We start from the raw sequence: 15,559 nt of genomic DNA, 5'->3' as shown, positions 1-15,559 counted from the left end.
ATACAGAAAGCAATTCATAACTTCGTTTCATTGTTTAGATTTGTAAAAAAAATGAAATTGAAAATGAAAAAGCTATTCTTATTTTTTATGTTAGGAAGTTTTGGACTTTCTTATGCACAGCAAACTCCAAAAGTTCTGAAAACCAGTTTTTCTAAAGAAGCTTTACAACAAAAGCTTGAAAATGAAGACGGAAAAAATATTACGATACAAGATATTCTTGATCAGCATAAAGGGAAAGTTGTTGTGATTGATTTCTGGGCCGGATGGTGCAGAGATTGCCTGAAGGCACTACCAAAAGCTCAGGAATTGGAGAAAAACAATCCGAATATAGATTTTGTATTTCTTTCATTAGAAAGATCTAAAGAGGGTTTTGATAAAAGCCTTGAAAGATTTGATATGAAGGATAAAGATAATTACTGGTTTGCAACGGGATGGAAAAATGATTTCAATAACTATATTGACCTCAACTGGATCCCAAGATATATGGTGATTGACCAAAAATCTGCAATTGCAAAATACTATGCGATCACACCGGAAGATCCTGAAATTCAAACTACCATAAATAAGCTTTTACAATAGAATAATATACTGTTATGACTATAAGAGAAGCTACGAAAGAAGATTTAAAAGTTCTTTTAGAATTTGAACAAGGTATTGTTGATTCTGAAAGACCTTTTGATAAAACTTTAATTGATGGTGAAATTCATTATTACGATTTAAATTTTTTGATTAGTTCAGAAAATGCTTTATTAGTTGTGGTTGAAAAAAACAACGAAATTGTTGCCTCAGGATATGCCTTGATCAAGGAAACACAAAAAGATTACAGCAATTTTAAAAAATATGCCTACCTCGGTTTTATGTTTGTAAAACCCGAATATAGAGGCCAGGGAATCAATCAATCTATTGTTGATAAATTGATTGAATGGTCAAAAGAGAAAGGAATGTATGAAATAAGGTTAGATGTATATGATAAAAATGAATCGGCAGTAAAAGCTTATGAAAAGGCCGGTTTCGAACCCCTGCTTCTTACGATGAGATTAAAAAAAGAATCTTAATTCACTGAAAAATAGAAATAAATGAATCCATATCTTTGTATATGGATTTTTCTTTTCCCATCCGCAAAATTATTCATGTTGATATGGATGCATTTTATGCTTCTGTAGAACAGCATGATAATCCTGCACTTCGGGGGAAGCCCATCGCAGTAGGCGGTGAACATCGCGGAGTTGTTTCAGCTGCAAGTTATGAAGCAAGGAAATTCGGAGTCCGTTCTGCCATGCCTAGTAAAATAGCAAAAGAAAAATGCCCCCATCTTATTTTCGTTCCGCCACACTTCGCACGATATAAGGAAGTTTCAAAAAAGATCCGGGAAATCTTCCATGAATATACAGATTTGGTAGAACCTTTATCTTTAGATGAAGCCTATCTGGATGTTACTGAAAATAAAAAAGATATAGAATCTGCTAATGAGATCGCAAGAGAGATCCGTCAGAAAATATTTGAACAAACCGGCCTTACGGCTTCAGCAGGAATTTCTGTCAACAAATTTTTAGCAAAAGTAGCTTCTGATATTAATAAACCTAATGGCCAGAAAACAATACATCCTGATAAGATCGAAAGTTTCCTGGAAGAATTACCTGTAGAAAAATTTTATGGAGTTGGAAAAGTGACTGCTAATAAGATGTTTACTTTGGGGATTTTTAAAGGAAAAGATCTAAAGAAGAAAACACTCCCGGAACTTGTCAGCCTTTTTGGTAAATCAGGAAGTTACTATTATAATGTAGTCCGTGGCATTCATAATTCTGAAGTTAAACCTCATCGAATTCAAAAAAGTGTAGCTGTAGAACGTACATTTTTTGAAGATCTTTATGATGAACAGCAGATCAATGAAAAATTAAAAAGTTTAAGCGAGGAATTACATCAAAGATTACAAAAGAATAATATTCTTGGAAGAGCACTTACTTTAAAGATAAAATATAAAGACTTTTCGCTTTTTACCAGAAGTATGACAAAAGAAGAATATTATATTTCCGATGAAGAATATTTCAAAACAGCCCAAAAGCTATGGGAACTTAGACCTTTTGATAAGCCGGTCCGTTTACTGGGATTATCCCTCTCCCACCTTAATACGGAAGAAAAAAAACAAATCTCCGTTCAACTAAAAATCCCGTTTGAAGAGTTTGGAAATCAATAGTTATAAATTTTCACTACATTGTAGTAAGTAAACCTTATAATGTATGAATTCAACAATGATTCAGTTTTTTCACTGGTACTCAGATGGAAATCAAATGCTTTGGAAGGAGGCTCAAAATCAATCCGAATATCTTGCAGAATTAGGAATTACATCAGTATGGTTTCCACCAGCTTACAAAGGAACTAGCGGTGGGTATTCTACAGGATATGACGCTTATGATCTTTTCGATCTCGGAGAATTTGATCAAAAGGGAGGAATTCCTACCAAGTATGGTATAAAAGACGACTATATAAAAGCAATTCAGGCTTTAAAAAAACAGAATATCCAGGTTATTGTTGATATTGTTTTAGGACATAAGGCAGGGGGTGATGAGCTTGAAAAATTCAAAGCTGTAAAAGTGGATGAAAACAATAGGGAAAAAGTAATTTCTGATATTATTGAAATAGAGTCTTATACTAAATTTACCTTTCCCGGAAGACATAAAAAATACTCTGATTTTGAATGGAACTTTACCTGTTTCAGCGGTGTAGATTATGCGGAAGGAATGGATTCTCATATTTTTAAAATACAGTCTGAATATGGAAATGACTGGGAAGAGATGATAGATGATGAAAAAGGAAATTATGATTATCTGATGTATAATGACATTGAACATCGTAATCCTTTTGTTCGTGAGGAACTTAATAACTGGGCAAAATGGTATTTTGATCAAACTGATTTTGATGGAGTGAGACTGGATGCTTTAAAACATATTTCTTTTGATTTTTATAAAGAATGGCTTACGCTGATCCGGTCCAACTCAGGGAAAAATATTTTTGCTGTTGGAGAATATTGGGCGCCGGGATACTTACATCTACTTCAAAAATACATTGACGTCACGGAAGGATGTATGAGTTTGTTTGACAGCTCTTTACAAAATAATTTTCATAATGCGTCTAAAGAAGGAGGTTCTTATGATTTAAGAAAAATATTTGATGAGACCTTGACCCAGGCAGATCCTTTACATTCGGTAAGTCTTGTTGATAATCATGATACTCAGCCACTACAGGACCTTGAAGCTCCTGTTGAAGAATGGTTCAAACCGATCGCATATGCTTTGATCCTATTAAGAGAAGATGGGTATCCATGCGTATTTTACCCCGATCTCTATGGTGCTCATTATGTTGATAAAGACAGGGAAGGGAATGATCAGGAAATTTTCCTGAATAAGGTAGATGGAATTGAAGAATTACTGAAAGCCCGAAAGGAGTATGCCTATGGGATTCAAAAAGATTATTTTGAAGATTCCAATTGCCTGGGATGGATTCGTGAAGGAAATGATGAGCATGCAGGCTGTGCCATTGTTCTAAGTAATAAAGAGGCTTACAATAAGCCCATGGAAATGGGTGAAAAATATATTGGACAAACTTTTTACGATTTACTCGGCAGATTTGACGAAAAAATAATCATTGATGAGAAAGGTTGGGGAAATTTTCCGGTTCCTGCAGGAAATGTAAGTGTATGGATCCCTCAATAAATTTTCAAAAAAAGAGCATACATGGCAGGAAAGGTTATTCCTTCTGTCATGTATGCTTAAAAGTGGAATCTTTTAATTAGTTTGTAGATCCTAACACTGTATATATCTACAGTTCCATATGTCCGTAGCCCATTCGCAACATTGATTGTCTTCGTTTGAAGTACAACAAACCTTACCCCGGGTAATGTCTCCTGCTTTTATAGTTTTAAGTTCCTGTCTGTCGAGCTGTCGAACACGACGCTGTTGTAAAGTATTATTTTTCATTTTGAAATATTTTTGATTGATAAAGTAAAGTTTAATCGCTGAAACAGAAATTCGGACAAGGATCCGAAGTCACATAATTGTAAGTCCCACAATAGCAGGTATGTGTTGACCCTGTGCCACCTCCACCTCCTGTACCACCACCAGTAGAAGGATTATAAGGTACACATCGTCCATTATCACATATCTCACCAGAGCCACAGCCCCCCTCTCCGGGGCCACCTCCTGAAAAACAATAAGCAGGCTCTCCGGGAGATCCGGCCAGTAGATTCTTTAGTGTATCTCTACTCAGTTCATTCCATTGAAATTTGGTATTCATGATCTTTTAATTTGGTATTAGTAGTTACTTTTTTGGTTTATGTTGTTTGTTCAGGATCTGGTCCACCCAGGCCACCACCAGTTCCTCCGCCACCACCACCAGAGCCACCTGTACCAGTACCTCCACCGGAACCACCACTACTTCCGGAAAGTTCACATCCATATAATCCACATACATAAGGATAAAGACATTCCTCACCTCCTCTGGCGGATACATTAGTACAGCCTTCACCACCAGCTAGTACTGTTTTCAGAGCTGTTCTGCTCAACTGTTTTTGAAAAAGTTTTGTTTTCATATTTATTACATTTAAGACTTGATTACTCAAATATAACAAAATATTAAACGTATTATTGAATAAAAATCACTAAATAAAGAATTAAAGCTACCAAAAACACATTTTGATTTCTTCTTTAAACACAAAGAACACAAATCTTTAGCACAAATGTTTACAAATAGATTTTGTAGACCTATCAAAAGTCTCATTCTATTGGTTACATTTCTGACATTTTTTAATTCAAATGCAATGGCCTAGATTTTTAAAGCTCAGTATTCCCAAATAAATATCGGTGTGATTCGTGAAATCATTAGTGTTATTTGTGTTTAGATCTAAACTACATTCTTTGGATTTTTAAGATCTCCGGTTTTTCCGAATCATCGGAAATATGCCCGTTTCGAGCAAACTCCGCCCATAACGCTCTTAGTTTTCTTCCGTTTTCATGAATATACTCCCAAGGAATATCTTTTAATAATCCTGCAGATTTCCATGCACCTTCATTTCCAAATAATAAGGGTAAGTCAATGCTATGAACTGCGCCGATATGATTCGTTTCCAGCGTCGAGTAAATCCTGAATAAATAAACATTACCTCCCGCCGACGCATAATTCTCAGCAAAAAGCTCTGCTGGTTTCCCATAGATCTTTTCTGTGGTTAAATGAACTGTTTTATTGATGAGTTTCTGCCCAAAACCCTTACCGAAATAGGTATTTAATGCTTCAGATGCTTTAAGGTAAAAAGCGGTTTCATCATTATTTAATCCTATTAAAACATCAAATTTATTTGCCCTGGTATTCCATCTTTCTTCTGCTTCATCTTCTCTGCATAAAGGTGGAAACCCATATTGAAGGCCAAATGGCATTACCGCTTTCAGACCGTATTTTATGACAGAGGGAACTTCTTTTTTGTATGCTAACATCATTTTTAAAACATCAGCTTCATTTTTTATACCGTCTGTTCTCCTGAGAAATTCAGCGGACATTTTTTGCCTGCCATGACGAAGTCCTAATGGTGCACTTTGAATAATAACCCGTTGGAATAATCCTTCAATACCGTCTGAGATCATTAAATGGGCAATCACATCACCTCCGGAAGACTGTCCAAAAAGGGTAATATTTTCTGCATCGCCACCAAAGCTTTCGATATTCATTTTGATCCATTTTAATGCTTCAATGATATCAAACAAACCAAGGTTTGCAGGTCTTTCTTCATTCCCTCCTAAAAAACCAAACATTCCTAACCGGTAAGAAACTGAAACAACGATAATATCCTGTTCTTTCACCCATTCACTGGCATCTGAAGTGGGAATATCTCCACAGCCTATTTCGTGGGAGCCTCCATGAATCCAAACAACAACAGGGAGTTTATTTTTTTCACCTTCAGAACGAACAACGGAAAGATATTGTGTAGATTCATCCACTTCAAAGTTGTCAAGATTGGTATGTCCAATCATTTTTTCAATAAGAGGGCTAATGCTTTGTGGACAAACAGGTGTTTGATCCGGGAAAATAATTTCAGTAGTTGATGGCTGAATAGGAACAGGCTTTTTAAATCTTTCGGAACGGGCATAACGGATACTTCTGGCCCTGATAACGCCATTTTCTCTAAGTGCTATTATTCTTCCGAAAGGAGTTTGAAAGACATAAGTGCCGATCTGCTGCTGTGATTTCATCTCAAAAAAACTTCTTTATTAAAATTAAAGCAGTTTTTTTTAAATCTCGAATTTATTTGAAAGAAAATGACTATCCTTTTAATTTACTTAAACACAAATGCCACAGATTTTTTAGCACAAATGTTCACAAATAATAAATATAACAATTCGTGTAAAAAATTAGTGCTATTAGTGTCAAAAAAGATTAATTCAACGATTTATATTCACTGGGAGACACTCCCACCTTAGCCTTAAACAACCTCGTAAAATGTTGTGGATATTTGAATCCCAGATCATAAGAAATCTCACTGATTGACTTGCCGGGATTAAAAATCTCCTCTTTAGCGACATCGATCAGTTTATTATGAATAAATTCCTGAGCTGAAACACCCAATTCTTTTTTAATTAAATCTCCGAAATAGTTGGCCGAAAGATTAAGTTGTTCTGCAAAATAATTAACCATTGGAAATCCAATGCTTTTAGGCTTATCAGATTTCAAGTATTCATTCAGGAGATTTTCAAATTTACCAATAACACCTTGGTTAATATGATCTCTAGTGATAAACTGGCGATCATAAAACCGCATACAATAATTTAAAAATAATTCAACATTATTAACGATTAAAGATTTGCTATGTTTATCGATAGACTGTTCTAATTCAAGTTTGATATTTTTAAAACATTCAAGAACAATTTCCCTTTCCTTCTCAGAAAGGTGTAAAGCTTCATGAACATCATATGAAAAGAAAGAATAATCTTTGATGTTTTTACCCAGATTGGTTCCCTTTATTAAGTCGGGATGAAATATCAGAGCATATCCTCCAGGCTGGGTATACGTTCCATCATTATTGATCCCATACACTTGTCCGGGGGCTATAAAAACCAATGTCCCCTCCTGATAATCATAATTATTCTTTCCATAATACATATCTCCACACATAACATCTTTTAGAAACACAGTATAAAAACCATAACTCCTTCTGTATTGGGAAATAGGATCTGATTTAGAAAAATCTACAATACTTACCAAGGGATGTAAGGTCTCATGATTCATCATTTTATTATAATCCGAAACACTGCTAATTATCTGAACCTCTTGATTTTCCATAAAATACCCTTTTAATCTTATCCAAAATTACCACTTTCTATTCTACTTTTTATAAGGTCTGTAAAATTGGTACATGTTTCTGTAATCTGTATAAGTCCCGTTTGGTTAAAAGTATCGACTTTTGTATTGTTATGGAAACATCAGAAAACAAAAACATTTTTCCCAAAGGAAAAAAAGCACCTTCCGAATATTTTTCGGGAGGAACAGCCTGGATACAAATTCTAAAGCCTAATACAGACGAACTAAATTGCCAGATCGGAAATGTAATCTTCGAAGCTGGCTGTAGAAATAACTGGCATTCTCACGGTGGCGGACAAATTTTAATTGTAACTTCAGGAACCGGTTATTATCGGGAAAAAGGAAAGCCTATACAAATTCTAAATCCCGGAGATGTCATGAATATCCTTCCTAACATCATTCACTGGCATGGTGCCAGTCCCAATAGTGAATTTACCCACATCGCTGTGAATCCCAATACTCAGAACGGTATTGTGGAATGGATGGAACCGGTAACCGACGAAGAATATAACAATTTATAAACTAAAACATAACTTAAAATTAAAAATCAAATGAACACATTCACTGTAAAAGCTTACGGAGCAGAGTCTACTACGGCAGACCTGAAAGAAATGAATATCGAAAGAAGAGAAATAACTCCTAATGATGTAGAAATTGAAATTCTATATTGTGGGGTTTGTCACTCTGATCTTCATACTGCAAGAAACGATTGGGGCGGAACTATTTACCCGGCTGTTCCGGGACACGAAATTGTCGGAAGAATCACAAAAACAGGAAGTAATGTTTCTAAATTTAAAGTTGGAGACCTAGCAGCAGTTGGCTGTTTAGTTGATTCTTGTGGAACATGTGACAGCTGTAAACAAGATTTGGAACAATATTGCCTAAACGGATTTACCGGAACCTACAATGGAAAAGATGTACATTTAGGAGGACATACTTTTGGTGGTTATTCTCAAAAAGTAGTGGTAGATGATCACTTCGTATTAAAAGTACCTGAAAATTTAGATCTGGCCGCTGTAGCTCCTCTTCTTTGTGCTGGAATTACAACTTGGTCTCCATTGAGACACTGGAACGTAGGACCTAACTCAAAAGTGGCTGTTGTAGGATTGGGAGGATTAGGACACATGGCCATCAAATTAGCCAAAGGATTGGGAGCTGAAGTAACTCTATTTTCAAGAACTCCTGGAAAATCTGAAGATGCAAAACAATTAGGAGCAGATCACGTAGTGATTTCTACAGAACAGTCTGAAATGGATTCTGTAAAAGGAAAATTTGATGTGATCATCGATACTGTTCCTTACGTTCACGATGTGAATCCTTATGTAGCCACTCTAAATATCAGTGGAACATTAGTTGTTGTTGGCTATTTAGGTGGATTGGAACCCATCTTAAATACAGTTCCAATGATCATGGGAAGAAAATCGGTAGCAGGTTCTGTCATCGGTGGAATTGCTGAAACTCAGGAAATGCTTGATTTCTGTGGTAAACACAATATTGTCTCTGAAATCGAAATAATCAAAATGAACGAAATCAACGAAGCTTATGAAAGAATGTTGAAAAGCGATGTTAAATATCGTTTTGTCATTGATATGCAATCTTTGTAATTCTTCGGATATTTTTTAATAGAAAGGCCCCTCAATTGAGGGGCTTTTTTGCTATACTTTTAATTTTCTCTTAACGTTTTAATTACACTGGTTTCCAATTGTGCTCTCCTTTCATATCCTGAAAAGCCCAATCTGCCATCGCATCGATCACAGGAGCCAGTTTATTGCCTGCTTCACTTAGCTCATACGTTACATGAGGTGGAACAACAGGCTTCGCCGTTCTAATGATTAAACCATCAGCTTCCAATTGTTTTAAATGCTGGATCAACATTTTTTCTGTTACTTCGGGAATGGCTCTTTTTAGCTCACTGTATCTTTTTCCTCCTGTTGACAACTGAAATAGAATAATAGGTTTCCAAAAACCACCAATCTTTTCCATAACGTACATTACGGGACATTGATCCAGTATATTTCTTTTGTTTTCCTGGATGGTTGAACTTTCTTTAATTTCTGCCATGATACATACTTTAGGGTAAGTACTTGTATAAAAGTAAGTACAAATATAACTTTGTTCTCAGAAATAAAAAAATATTTACATATGAAATCGCAATCACTTGATCAATTCATAAAGACTAATCAATATTCAACGATTACATATGACCATTAAAAACAATAAAAATTTTACATATGAAAATTATAATCACAGGTTCATTAGGAAATGTAGCCAAACCATTAGCTCAACAATTAATTACAGAAGGACATGATATTACTGTCATCAGCAGTAATGAATCTAAAAAAAGTGAAATTGAATCATTAGGAGCAAAAGCAGCTATCGGCTCTATTACAGACTTAGATTTCTTAAATAAAACATTTGAAGGTGCAGATGCCGTTTTTGCCATGACCCCTCCAAATATGGGTGGTGTAAATATTGTTGAAGAAACGGCAAATGTAGGAAAGAATTATGCAGAAGCAATCAGAAAAGCAAACGTGAAGAGACTTGTCATGTTAAGTAGTGTAGGTGCAGCTTCTCCAATAGAAACCGGTCCTATTAAAGGTCTTCACCGTATCGAAAAATTTTATAATGAGTTAGAAAACACATCTGTGACACTATTACGCGCCGGATATTTTTATATCAATTTCTTTAATGATATTCCACTAGTTAAAAATGCTGGAATCATTGGCGGAAATTTTCCTGAAAATGCAAGCATTCCATTGGTACATCCAACAGATATTGCAAAAGCAGCAGCGGAAGAACTGGTTAAAAATTCTGATAGTAAAAACATCAGATATATAGTAAGTGATGTACGTACGCCTTCAGATTTTGCTACCATTCTGGGTTCAGCTGTTGGAAAGCCTGAATTGCCTTGGGTAGAATTTACAGATGAAGAATATCTGAATGGAGCACTTCAGGGAGGTCTTCCCCAGGAAATGGCTGAATTATACACCGAAATGGGGAAAGGGATGAGAACGGGAGTGGTACAGGCCGATTTTATTGAGCACGGCTCACCTGTTTCAGGAGGAGTTAAATTAGAAGAGTTTGCGAAGGAATTTGCAGTTCAATTTAATTCCTAGATTTTTTATCAATAAAACAGTTTCGGCGGACCTTTGGTCCTCCGAAACTTTATTTAATCGGATCTTAATCTTATTTATCTTTTAAAGTTCCCTTTAAAACTTTCAATTTACCATCAATTGGCTGGTCATTTTTCAATCCCAAGATTTCAGTCACTAAAGGATAGACATTCACATTGGTAAATTCATCAATAACCAGATTATTTTTGAACTGTGGACCCCAGGCAAAGAACGTTGCTTTCATCTCCGGAACAAGTCTTGGGTTATATCCATGTTTTCCAACCGATGTCTTCTTTCCTTTTTCTAAAAATATTTTAGGAGCCCTCGGTATTAAAAGAATCTGTCCTATTCTGTGATATTGATCATCTTTAGCTCCAAAATGCATGTATTTAGGAAGCCTTTTATCTAAGTAAACTTCGTAATCGTCAGTTTTCTTTGCTTTAAGTTCGTTATAAACTGTTTTAGTTTCTGCGGGATTTTTTACCACAACCCTTAACAAGGTCTGAGAATTAAAGAAATCGAATCTTTCTTTATTAAAAAGCATCTCAGGGATTTCTAAAGGAGTCCCTCCATCTACTTTTATCATTCCATGATCAGAAACAAAAATGAAATTTACATTTTTTAATCCCAGATTATTTACTTTCTGAACCAGTTCTCCGATTGCATTATCCACCAGATGAACGGCTACTTCCGTTTCCTTAGCATCAGGTCCAAAATGATGTCCGCTTCCATCTACTTCCGGAAAATATAATGTAATAAAATGCGGCCTTTTATCCATTGGCAATTTTAACCAGTTAACCACTTTATCCACTTTCTCAGAAGGAGTGAACTTTTCATGATAAGGATAATAATAGGTTGGTCTTTTCCCTCCTGCATCACTCGCAGAACCTACCCACATCATTGTGGCAGAGATCATCCCTTGTTTTTCAGCCAGCCCCCAAAGTGGAGTTCCACCATACCAACTTCCATCTTCAGCATTCTTTTTATCACTCATCGCATAAAACTCTTTCCTTTTATAATCGTAGAAAAAGTTATCAATTAATCCATGATGTGCAGGATACAATCCCGTGATTAAACTCCAGTGATTAGGAAATGTAATACTTGGATAACTTGGAATCATTGCCTTTGCCTGAACCCCATTATTAGATAATTTTAAAAGATTTTCAGCATTGTATTTTTTAGCATAATCATATCTAAACCCATCCGTTGAGATCATAATAACATATGGCTTCGTTTGAGCATCTACACTATTATATCGATTAGGGATCACGACCTGTGTCGTATCAACTGGTGCTTTCTGAGCAAATCCCATTACCGAAATAAACAGGAGTAAAATTTGTATTCCTCGCTTCATTATAAAATTTTTGGTAAAGTTACATCCTATGTTTTTCTCTGAAAAGTTTAATAGATTAAAAGTATATTAAAGAAATTGGAAACTGATGAAAATTAATTATCCTATCCGTTAATTCGAATAATCCACAAGCTAAGATCGACAATAGATTAAAAGAATTAATAATAAGATAACTGCTGATAATTACCATGGAAATAGACTTAAATTTGTACAGAAAGGCTTTAACTTAATTAATATGAAATATTTAAGATTTTTTATAGTGTTTATCGTTTTTGCAACAATAGTAATATTTTTTAAAAAAACAGGTGCAAAAGAAGATATTAGATTAAATAATGTTTTAAATAATAATGTAGAATTGAATGGTTATGTTACAAATATTAAACAGTCACGTAATCATGCCTTTGGTATTATTCAATTAAGATTGACACATAGCAGTATAAAAGAGTTTAATAAGTCACTTAACGACACAGTAAAAAATGGAATTTATCCCTATAGAATTGAAGGATCTCTCGCTGAACTATATACAATAATACCCGGTGGAATAAATGAGGGTGATAGTGTTAGATTAAAATCGTGTGAGAAAAATAGTCATTATTATAATGTACAGACAAAACAAAGTTCCGAAGGATATATATGGGTAGTTGCCAATTCCACTGATATAGATTTTGTAAAAGAAAATACAATGTTTAAATAAAAAAATCCTCCGCTGCCGCACGAATCCTTTCGTGTGGCATTTTTATTATAATTACTTTCGACAAACTGCCTCATTTTATATCTTTATATAAAACATGTAGAAATCTGGTTAAAAATAGGTTTTGAATGAGATCTTATTTTTTTAAGATGCAGGAATATAATTTTATCCACACGAAAAGATTCGTGCGGTAGCGTGCAAGTAATAATATTATGAAAAAGAGAAACATAATAATCCTATTTTTAACCTGTATTGTATTTTTTGCTGGTTATTTATTTTACAGAAACTCTTATACTACATTTCAACCTACCAGGTTTGATGGTAATAATTATGAAAGTTATATTCCTGAAAATAATTCAGAATTTCATAGAAGATTAAAGAAAGTTTTAAGCTACTATGGTGAAGATTTTAAAACTACTGAAGATGGAAATATTCTCATAAAACAGGAGCTCCAATCAGATAGTGAAACTATATATAATTACACAAATAAAGCACTGGATTATAACTGGCAGAAATCTAAATAAGAAAAGAATCAATCATGTTTATGAGTGGCTTTTTTGTAATAAAATAGTAAACGACAATTTTGTTTACTTCAGAGCACATCAAGGAGAGCAATTTTCTCAAAGGATAAGTATCAACAAGAATATTAAAAACAACAATTTTCTTTATATTTGTACAAAGCACATATACAACAACTATGGAAAAGCTAAGAAGTTTAAGAAAGTAAAGAGGATATACTCAGGAATACATGTCGAACATTCTTTCAACGGATGTTTCCAATTATTGCAGGAAGGAAAGTGGAGATGTGAGAATATTTGACGATGAATGGGAAAAGCTGGCTAAAGCTTTAGAGGTTCCGGTTGAAGATATAAAAGAAGAAAAGCCTTCAAGTATCATCCAGAATAATGACAATCTTACATTTAATGATAGCTCGGGTAACTATAATTATTATTGTAGTATTCCCAATCATGTTTTAGATCATTTAAATGACTATATTAACTTACTTAAAGAGCAAAATGAGTCTCAGAAGAAAGACTTGGAAAAGTTTAAATCTGGAAAATAATCTTTGATCATTTCTACTAAAAATATAAATGAAAGAATGCTGTTTCTATAGAAGCAGCATTCTTTTTTATGATTCAATATTAATATTATTCGCCATCTCAAACTGAGACACCCAATTTTCAAGACCCATTCCACTAAGAAAATGAGACGTATTTTCTGAGGAATCATCCACATTATTAACAACGGTCACCGATCCAGCACTCATCTCTCTTATCACCTTAAAAAGTTTCGCCCCAATCCCCATTCTCCTATTTTCTTTATTAACAGCCACCTGATATACTTTTCCTATCGCTGGATTAAATATAGCATAACCTACAAGCTCAGTCATTTCGTATGCTCCCAAAATAACCAAGTCATTTCGCATCTGGTCAAGGACAATTACCGAACTCTGCCATGAGGGTTCAATATCCCAGAAAGACTTGAACGTTTTCCATTGGAAGTGATCCAGCTGTTGCACATTGATCTCAGAAGATGTTTCTTTAGTTTCAATATTTCCTTTAAAACAAAGCAGTTTTCGAGAAATCTTAAATCCTAGATTGGTATATGCTCTGATGGCAGGTTCATTTCCTTCAATAACTTCCAGAGTCAACACATCTGTATTTCTATCTTGTAGTATTGGAATAATATAATCATACATCTTTCTTACCAATCCCTGTCCACGGTATTCAGGAGTAACCCCAGTTCCTGCATTATACACAATTCGTTTTCTATCTTCTACTTTTTCAGCATGCAGAATAAAACCAACAATCTGATCATCCTGAAATGCGCCAACTGAAAAATTCATATCTATTTTTTCTGCATTAATTTTTGATGTGAGCTGCTCCAAAGTCAAATGAAAAGGAACCAAATAATCAGAAAAAGAAAGATTAAATACTGATAAAAGGTCTGTTATATTGAGGCTGACTAAATTTCTAAACTCCATTTAAATTATTTTATATGTACTAAAATTACTGAATTCATATGAATTCGTGCTGTGGATGATCGTGTTATAATACATGATTTTGAGCAGGTCTTTGTAAAATAATCTCAAGTGATTTACAGCAGATCTCAATACATTTTTCTTCTGAACTAAGCTCGCACGATTACATCCTGTATTTCGAAAAACACTCGATCTCACAATTGATATTCTCACCTGAACATACATCAAAAAATACCATCTCTTCCCAATATGGTTTAAGCTCAGGTTTCCACAAAAATAAAAATACCTCTATTTCTAGAGGTATTATAAATTAAAGAATTATTTTTTTCTTATTCTTTGATCAATTTTTCGAAAGATAAAGTTCCGTCTTTAGAAGTGATTTCAAAATAATAGGTTCCAGATTTTAAATCAGAAACGCTGATATTTTCACCATTCAATTTTACGGTTCTCACTTTTCTACCTGTTGTTTCATAGATATCAATAGATTTTATTCTGTCAGCATTTTTGAAGTTCACTGTTTCTTTTGCAGGATTTGGATAAAGAACAATTTTCTTATTTTCAGCAATAACTTCCCCTGTTCCTAAAGTTCCTGCCATATTTAATGTTGCATAATCTCTATTTCCACCACCGTGATAACTTAAATTCAAAGTATTATTTCCTTTGGCATAGAAAATACTAATAGTCCCTGCTGCATTTGGAATTGCCGTATCACCCGCTCCCCCAGAAAGAGATCGGGTTGCAACTACAGTTCTTATTCCTCCTGAAGTTGTATTAGTTGTTACGGTCCAATCCTGAGAAGCATCTGCAGATGGCATAACCCCTACTCCATTAAAGGTATAATCTCTATTGGCAGAAGAATTATAAATAAATCCATCAGCTCCGCTTGCCATTCCACTACTTCCAAAGCCAATTCCCATAAAAGCATTATCATTTCCAGTAAGGGTCATTGTCACTAAACTTGGAGTAGTATCCAACTTTATTGTCATTCCTGTTGTCGTGAGATTCACAACACCCGAGCTAAATTGCGCTCCGAGAGAAGCTGCCAGAGCCATTGTTAATGTTAGTAAAACTTTTTTCATATA

The 15,559-nt window shown here is 34.5% G+C and carries 19 protein-coding genes; 10 read left to right on the top strand and 9 right to left on the bottom strand.

Going from position 1 to position 15,559, the window contains the following annotated elements; genetic code table 11:
• Window positions 1-63: 63 nt before the first annotated feature.
• Genes J7E44_RS08480 through J7E44_RS08465 form a run of 4 tightly spaced genes read left to right on the top strand, consistent with a single transcriptional unit; the run spans window position 64 to window position 3,710 of the window.
• Window positions 64-579 (top strand): TlpA family protein disulfide reductase, encoded by a 516-nt coding sequence (locus tag J7E44_RS08480; RefSeq protein ID WP_214827892.1) that lies wholly within the window; start codon window positions 64-66, stop codon window positions 577-579.
• Window positions 580-593: 14 nt separating this feature from the next.
• Window positions 594-1,055 carry a GNAT family N-acetyltransferase gene (locus J7E44_RS08475; protein WP_214827889.1) on the top strand — a complete coding sequence of 154 codons (462 nt, stop codon included), beginning with the start codon at window positions 594-596 and terminating at the stop codon, window positions 1,053-1,055.
• 41 nt (window positions 1,056-1,096) lie between these two features.
• A complete protein-coding gene (dinB, locus tag J7E44_RS08470; protein WP_214827887.1) occupies window positions 1,097-2,194 on the top strand; it encodes a DNA polymerase IV in 1,098 nt (365 codons plus the stop codon).
• Between the two features lie 43 nt (window positions 2,195-2,237).
• Window positions 2,238-3,710, top strand: coding sequence for an alpha-amylase (locus J7E44_RS08465; RefSeq protein ID WP_214827877.1), 1,473 nt, complete (start codon window positions 2,238-2,240; stop codon window positions 3,708-3,710).
• Window positions 3,711-3,800: 90 nt separating this feature from the next.
• Here J7E44_RS08465 and J7E44_RS08460 read toward each other — a convergent pair whose 3' ends face one another.
• The 5 genes from J7E44_RS08460 to J7E44_RS08440 form a co-directional block, all read right to left on the bottom strand.
• Window positions 3,801-3,974: a hypothetical protein gene (locus J7E44_RS08460; protein ID WP_214827876.1), complete on the bottom strand. Its 174-nt coding sequence runs from the start codon at window positions 3,972-3,974 to the stop codon at window positions 3,801-3,803.
• A gap of 31 nt (window positions 3,975-4,005) precedes the next feature.
• Window positions 4,006-4,290 (bottom strand): hypothetical protein, encoded by a 285-nt coding sequence (locus tag J7E44_RS08455; RefSeq protein ID WP_214827873.1) that lies wholly within the window; start codon window positions 4,288-4,290, stop codon window positions 4,006-4,008.
• Window positions 4,291-4,327: 37 nt separating this feature from the next.
• A complete protein-coding gene (locus J7E44_RS08450) occupies window positions 4,328-4,585 on the bottom strand; it encodes a hypothetical protein (protein WP_214827871.1) in 258 nt (85 codons plus the stop codon).
• Between the two features lie 316 nt (window positions 4,586-4,901).
• Window positions 4,902-6,236 (bottom strand): carboxylesterase family protein, encoded by a 1,335-nt coding sequence (locus J7E44_RS08445; RefSeq protein WP_214827869.1) that lies wholly within the window; start codon window positions 6,234-6,236, stop codon window positions 4,902-4,904.
• Window positions 6,237-6,420: 184 nt separating this feature from the next.
• Complete coding sequence (locus J7E44_RS08440) at window positions 6,421-7,323, bottom strand: helix-turn-helix domain-containing protein (RefSeq protein WP_214827867.1); 903 nt, start codon at window positions 7,321-7,323, stop codon at window positions 6,421-6,423.
• A 131-nt stretch (window positions 7,324-7,454) separates the two neighbouring features.
• On the opposite strand from J7E44_RS08440, the gene J7E44_RS08435 reads away from it, so the two are divergent.
• The gene (locus J7E44_RS08435; protein WP_214827865.1) at window positions 7,455-7,862 is read left to right on the top strand and encodes a cupin domain-containing protein; all 408 of its coding nucleotides are present in this window, start codon (window positions 7,455-7,457) and stop codon (window positions 7,860-7,862) included.
• A gap of 30 nt (window positions 7,863-7,892) precedes the next feature.
• Window positions 7,893-8,945, top strand: coding sequence for an NAD(P)-dependent alcohol dehydrogenase (locus J7E44_RS08430; RefSeq protein WP_214827863.1), 1,053 nt, complete (start codon window positions 7,893-7,895; stop codon window positions 8,943-8,945).
• Between the two features lie 82 nt (window positions 8,946-9,027).
• Here the strand turns inward: J7E44_RS08430 and J7E44_RS08425 are convergent, their stop codons facing one another.
• Entirely contained in the window at window positions 9,028-9,402 is a 375-nt protein-coding gene (locus J7E44_RS08425; RefSeq protein WP_214827861.1) for a winged helix-turn-helix transcriptional regulator, read from the bottom strand.
• Between the two features lie 170 nt (window positions 9,403-9,572).
• Here J7E44_RS08425 and J7E44_RS08420 point away from each other — a divergent pair, with 170 nt between their 5' ends.
• A complete protein-coding gene (locus J7E44_RS08420; protein WP_214827853.1) occupies window positions 9,573-10,457 on the top strand; it encodes an NAD(P)H-binding protein in 885 nt (294 codons plus the stop codon).
• A 70-nt stretch (window positions 10,458-10,527) separates the two neighbouring features.
• On the opposite strand, the gene J7E44_RS08415 is transcribed toward J7E44_RS08420, so the two are convergent.
• Window positions 10,528-11,808, bottom strand: a complete 1,281-nt coding sequence (locus J7E44_RS08415) for an alkaline phosphatase family protein (RefSeq protein ID WP_214827850.1) — start codon at window positions 11,806-11,808, stop codon at window positions 10,528-10,530.
• 232 nt (window positions 11,809-12,040) lie between these two features.
• On the opposite strand from J7E44_RS08415, the gene J7E44_RS08410 reads away from it, so the two are divergent.
• The 3 genes from J7E44_RS08410 to J7E44_RS08400 all read left to right on the top strand — a co-directional run bounded on the left by J7E44_RS08410 (window position 12,041) and on the right by J7E44_RS08400 (window position 13,559).
• Window positions 12,041-12,499, top strand: a complete 459-nt coding sequence (locus J7E44_RS08410) for a hypothetical protein (RefSeq protein ID WP_214827847.1) — start codon at window positions 12,041-12,043, stop codon at window positions 12,497-12,499.
• Between the two features lie 209 nt (window positions 12,500-12,708).
• The gene (locus J7E44_RS08405) at window positions 12,709-13,020 is read left to right on the top strand and encodes a hypothetical protein (protein WP_214827844.1); all 312 of its coding nucleotides are present in this window, start codon (window positions 12,709-12,711) and stop codon (window positions 13,018-13,020) included.
• A gap of 224 nt (window positions 13,021-13,244) precedes the next feature.
• Window positions 13,245-13,559, top strand: a complete 315-nt coding sequence (locus J7E44_RS08400) for a transcriptional regulator (protein ID WP_251040528.1) — start codon at window positions 13,245-13,247, stop codon at window positions 13,557-13,559.
• A 66-nt stretch (window positions 13,560-13,625) separates the two neighbouring features.
• Here J7E44_RS08400 and J7E44_RS08395 read toward each other — a convergent pair whose 3' ends face one another.
• Window positions 13,626-14,480, bottom strand: a complete 855-nt coding sequence (locus J7E44_RS08395) for a GNAT family N-acetyltransferase (RefSeq protein ID WP_214827840.1) — start codon at window positions 14,478-14,480, stop codon at window positions 13,626-13,628.
• A gap of 326 nt (window positions 14,481-14,806) precedes the next feature.
• On the bottom strand, window positions 14,807-15,556 hold the full coding sequence (locus J7E44_RS08390) for a T9SS type A sorting domain-containing protein (RefSeq protein ID WP_214827837.1): 750 nt from the start codon (window positions 15,554-15,556) through the stop codon (window positions 14,807-14,809).
• Window positions 15,557-15,559 lie beyond the last annotated feature (3 nt).

Source organism: Chryseobacterium sp. ISL-6 (assembly GCF_018613715.1).
Lineage (GTDB): Bacteria > Bacteroidota > Bacteroidia > Flavobacteriales > Weeksellaceae > Chryseobacterium > Chryseobacterium paludis.
This window is presented reverse-complemented; position numbering and strand designations above follow the sequence as displayed.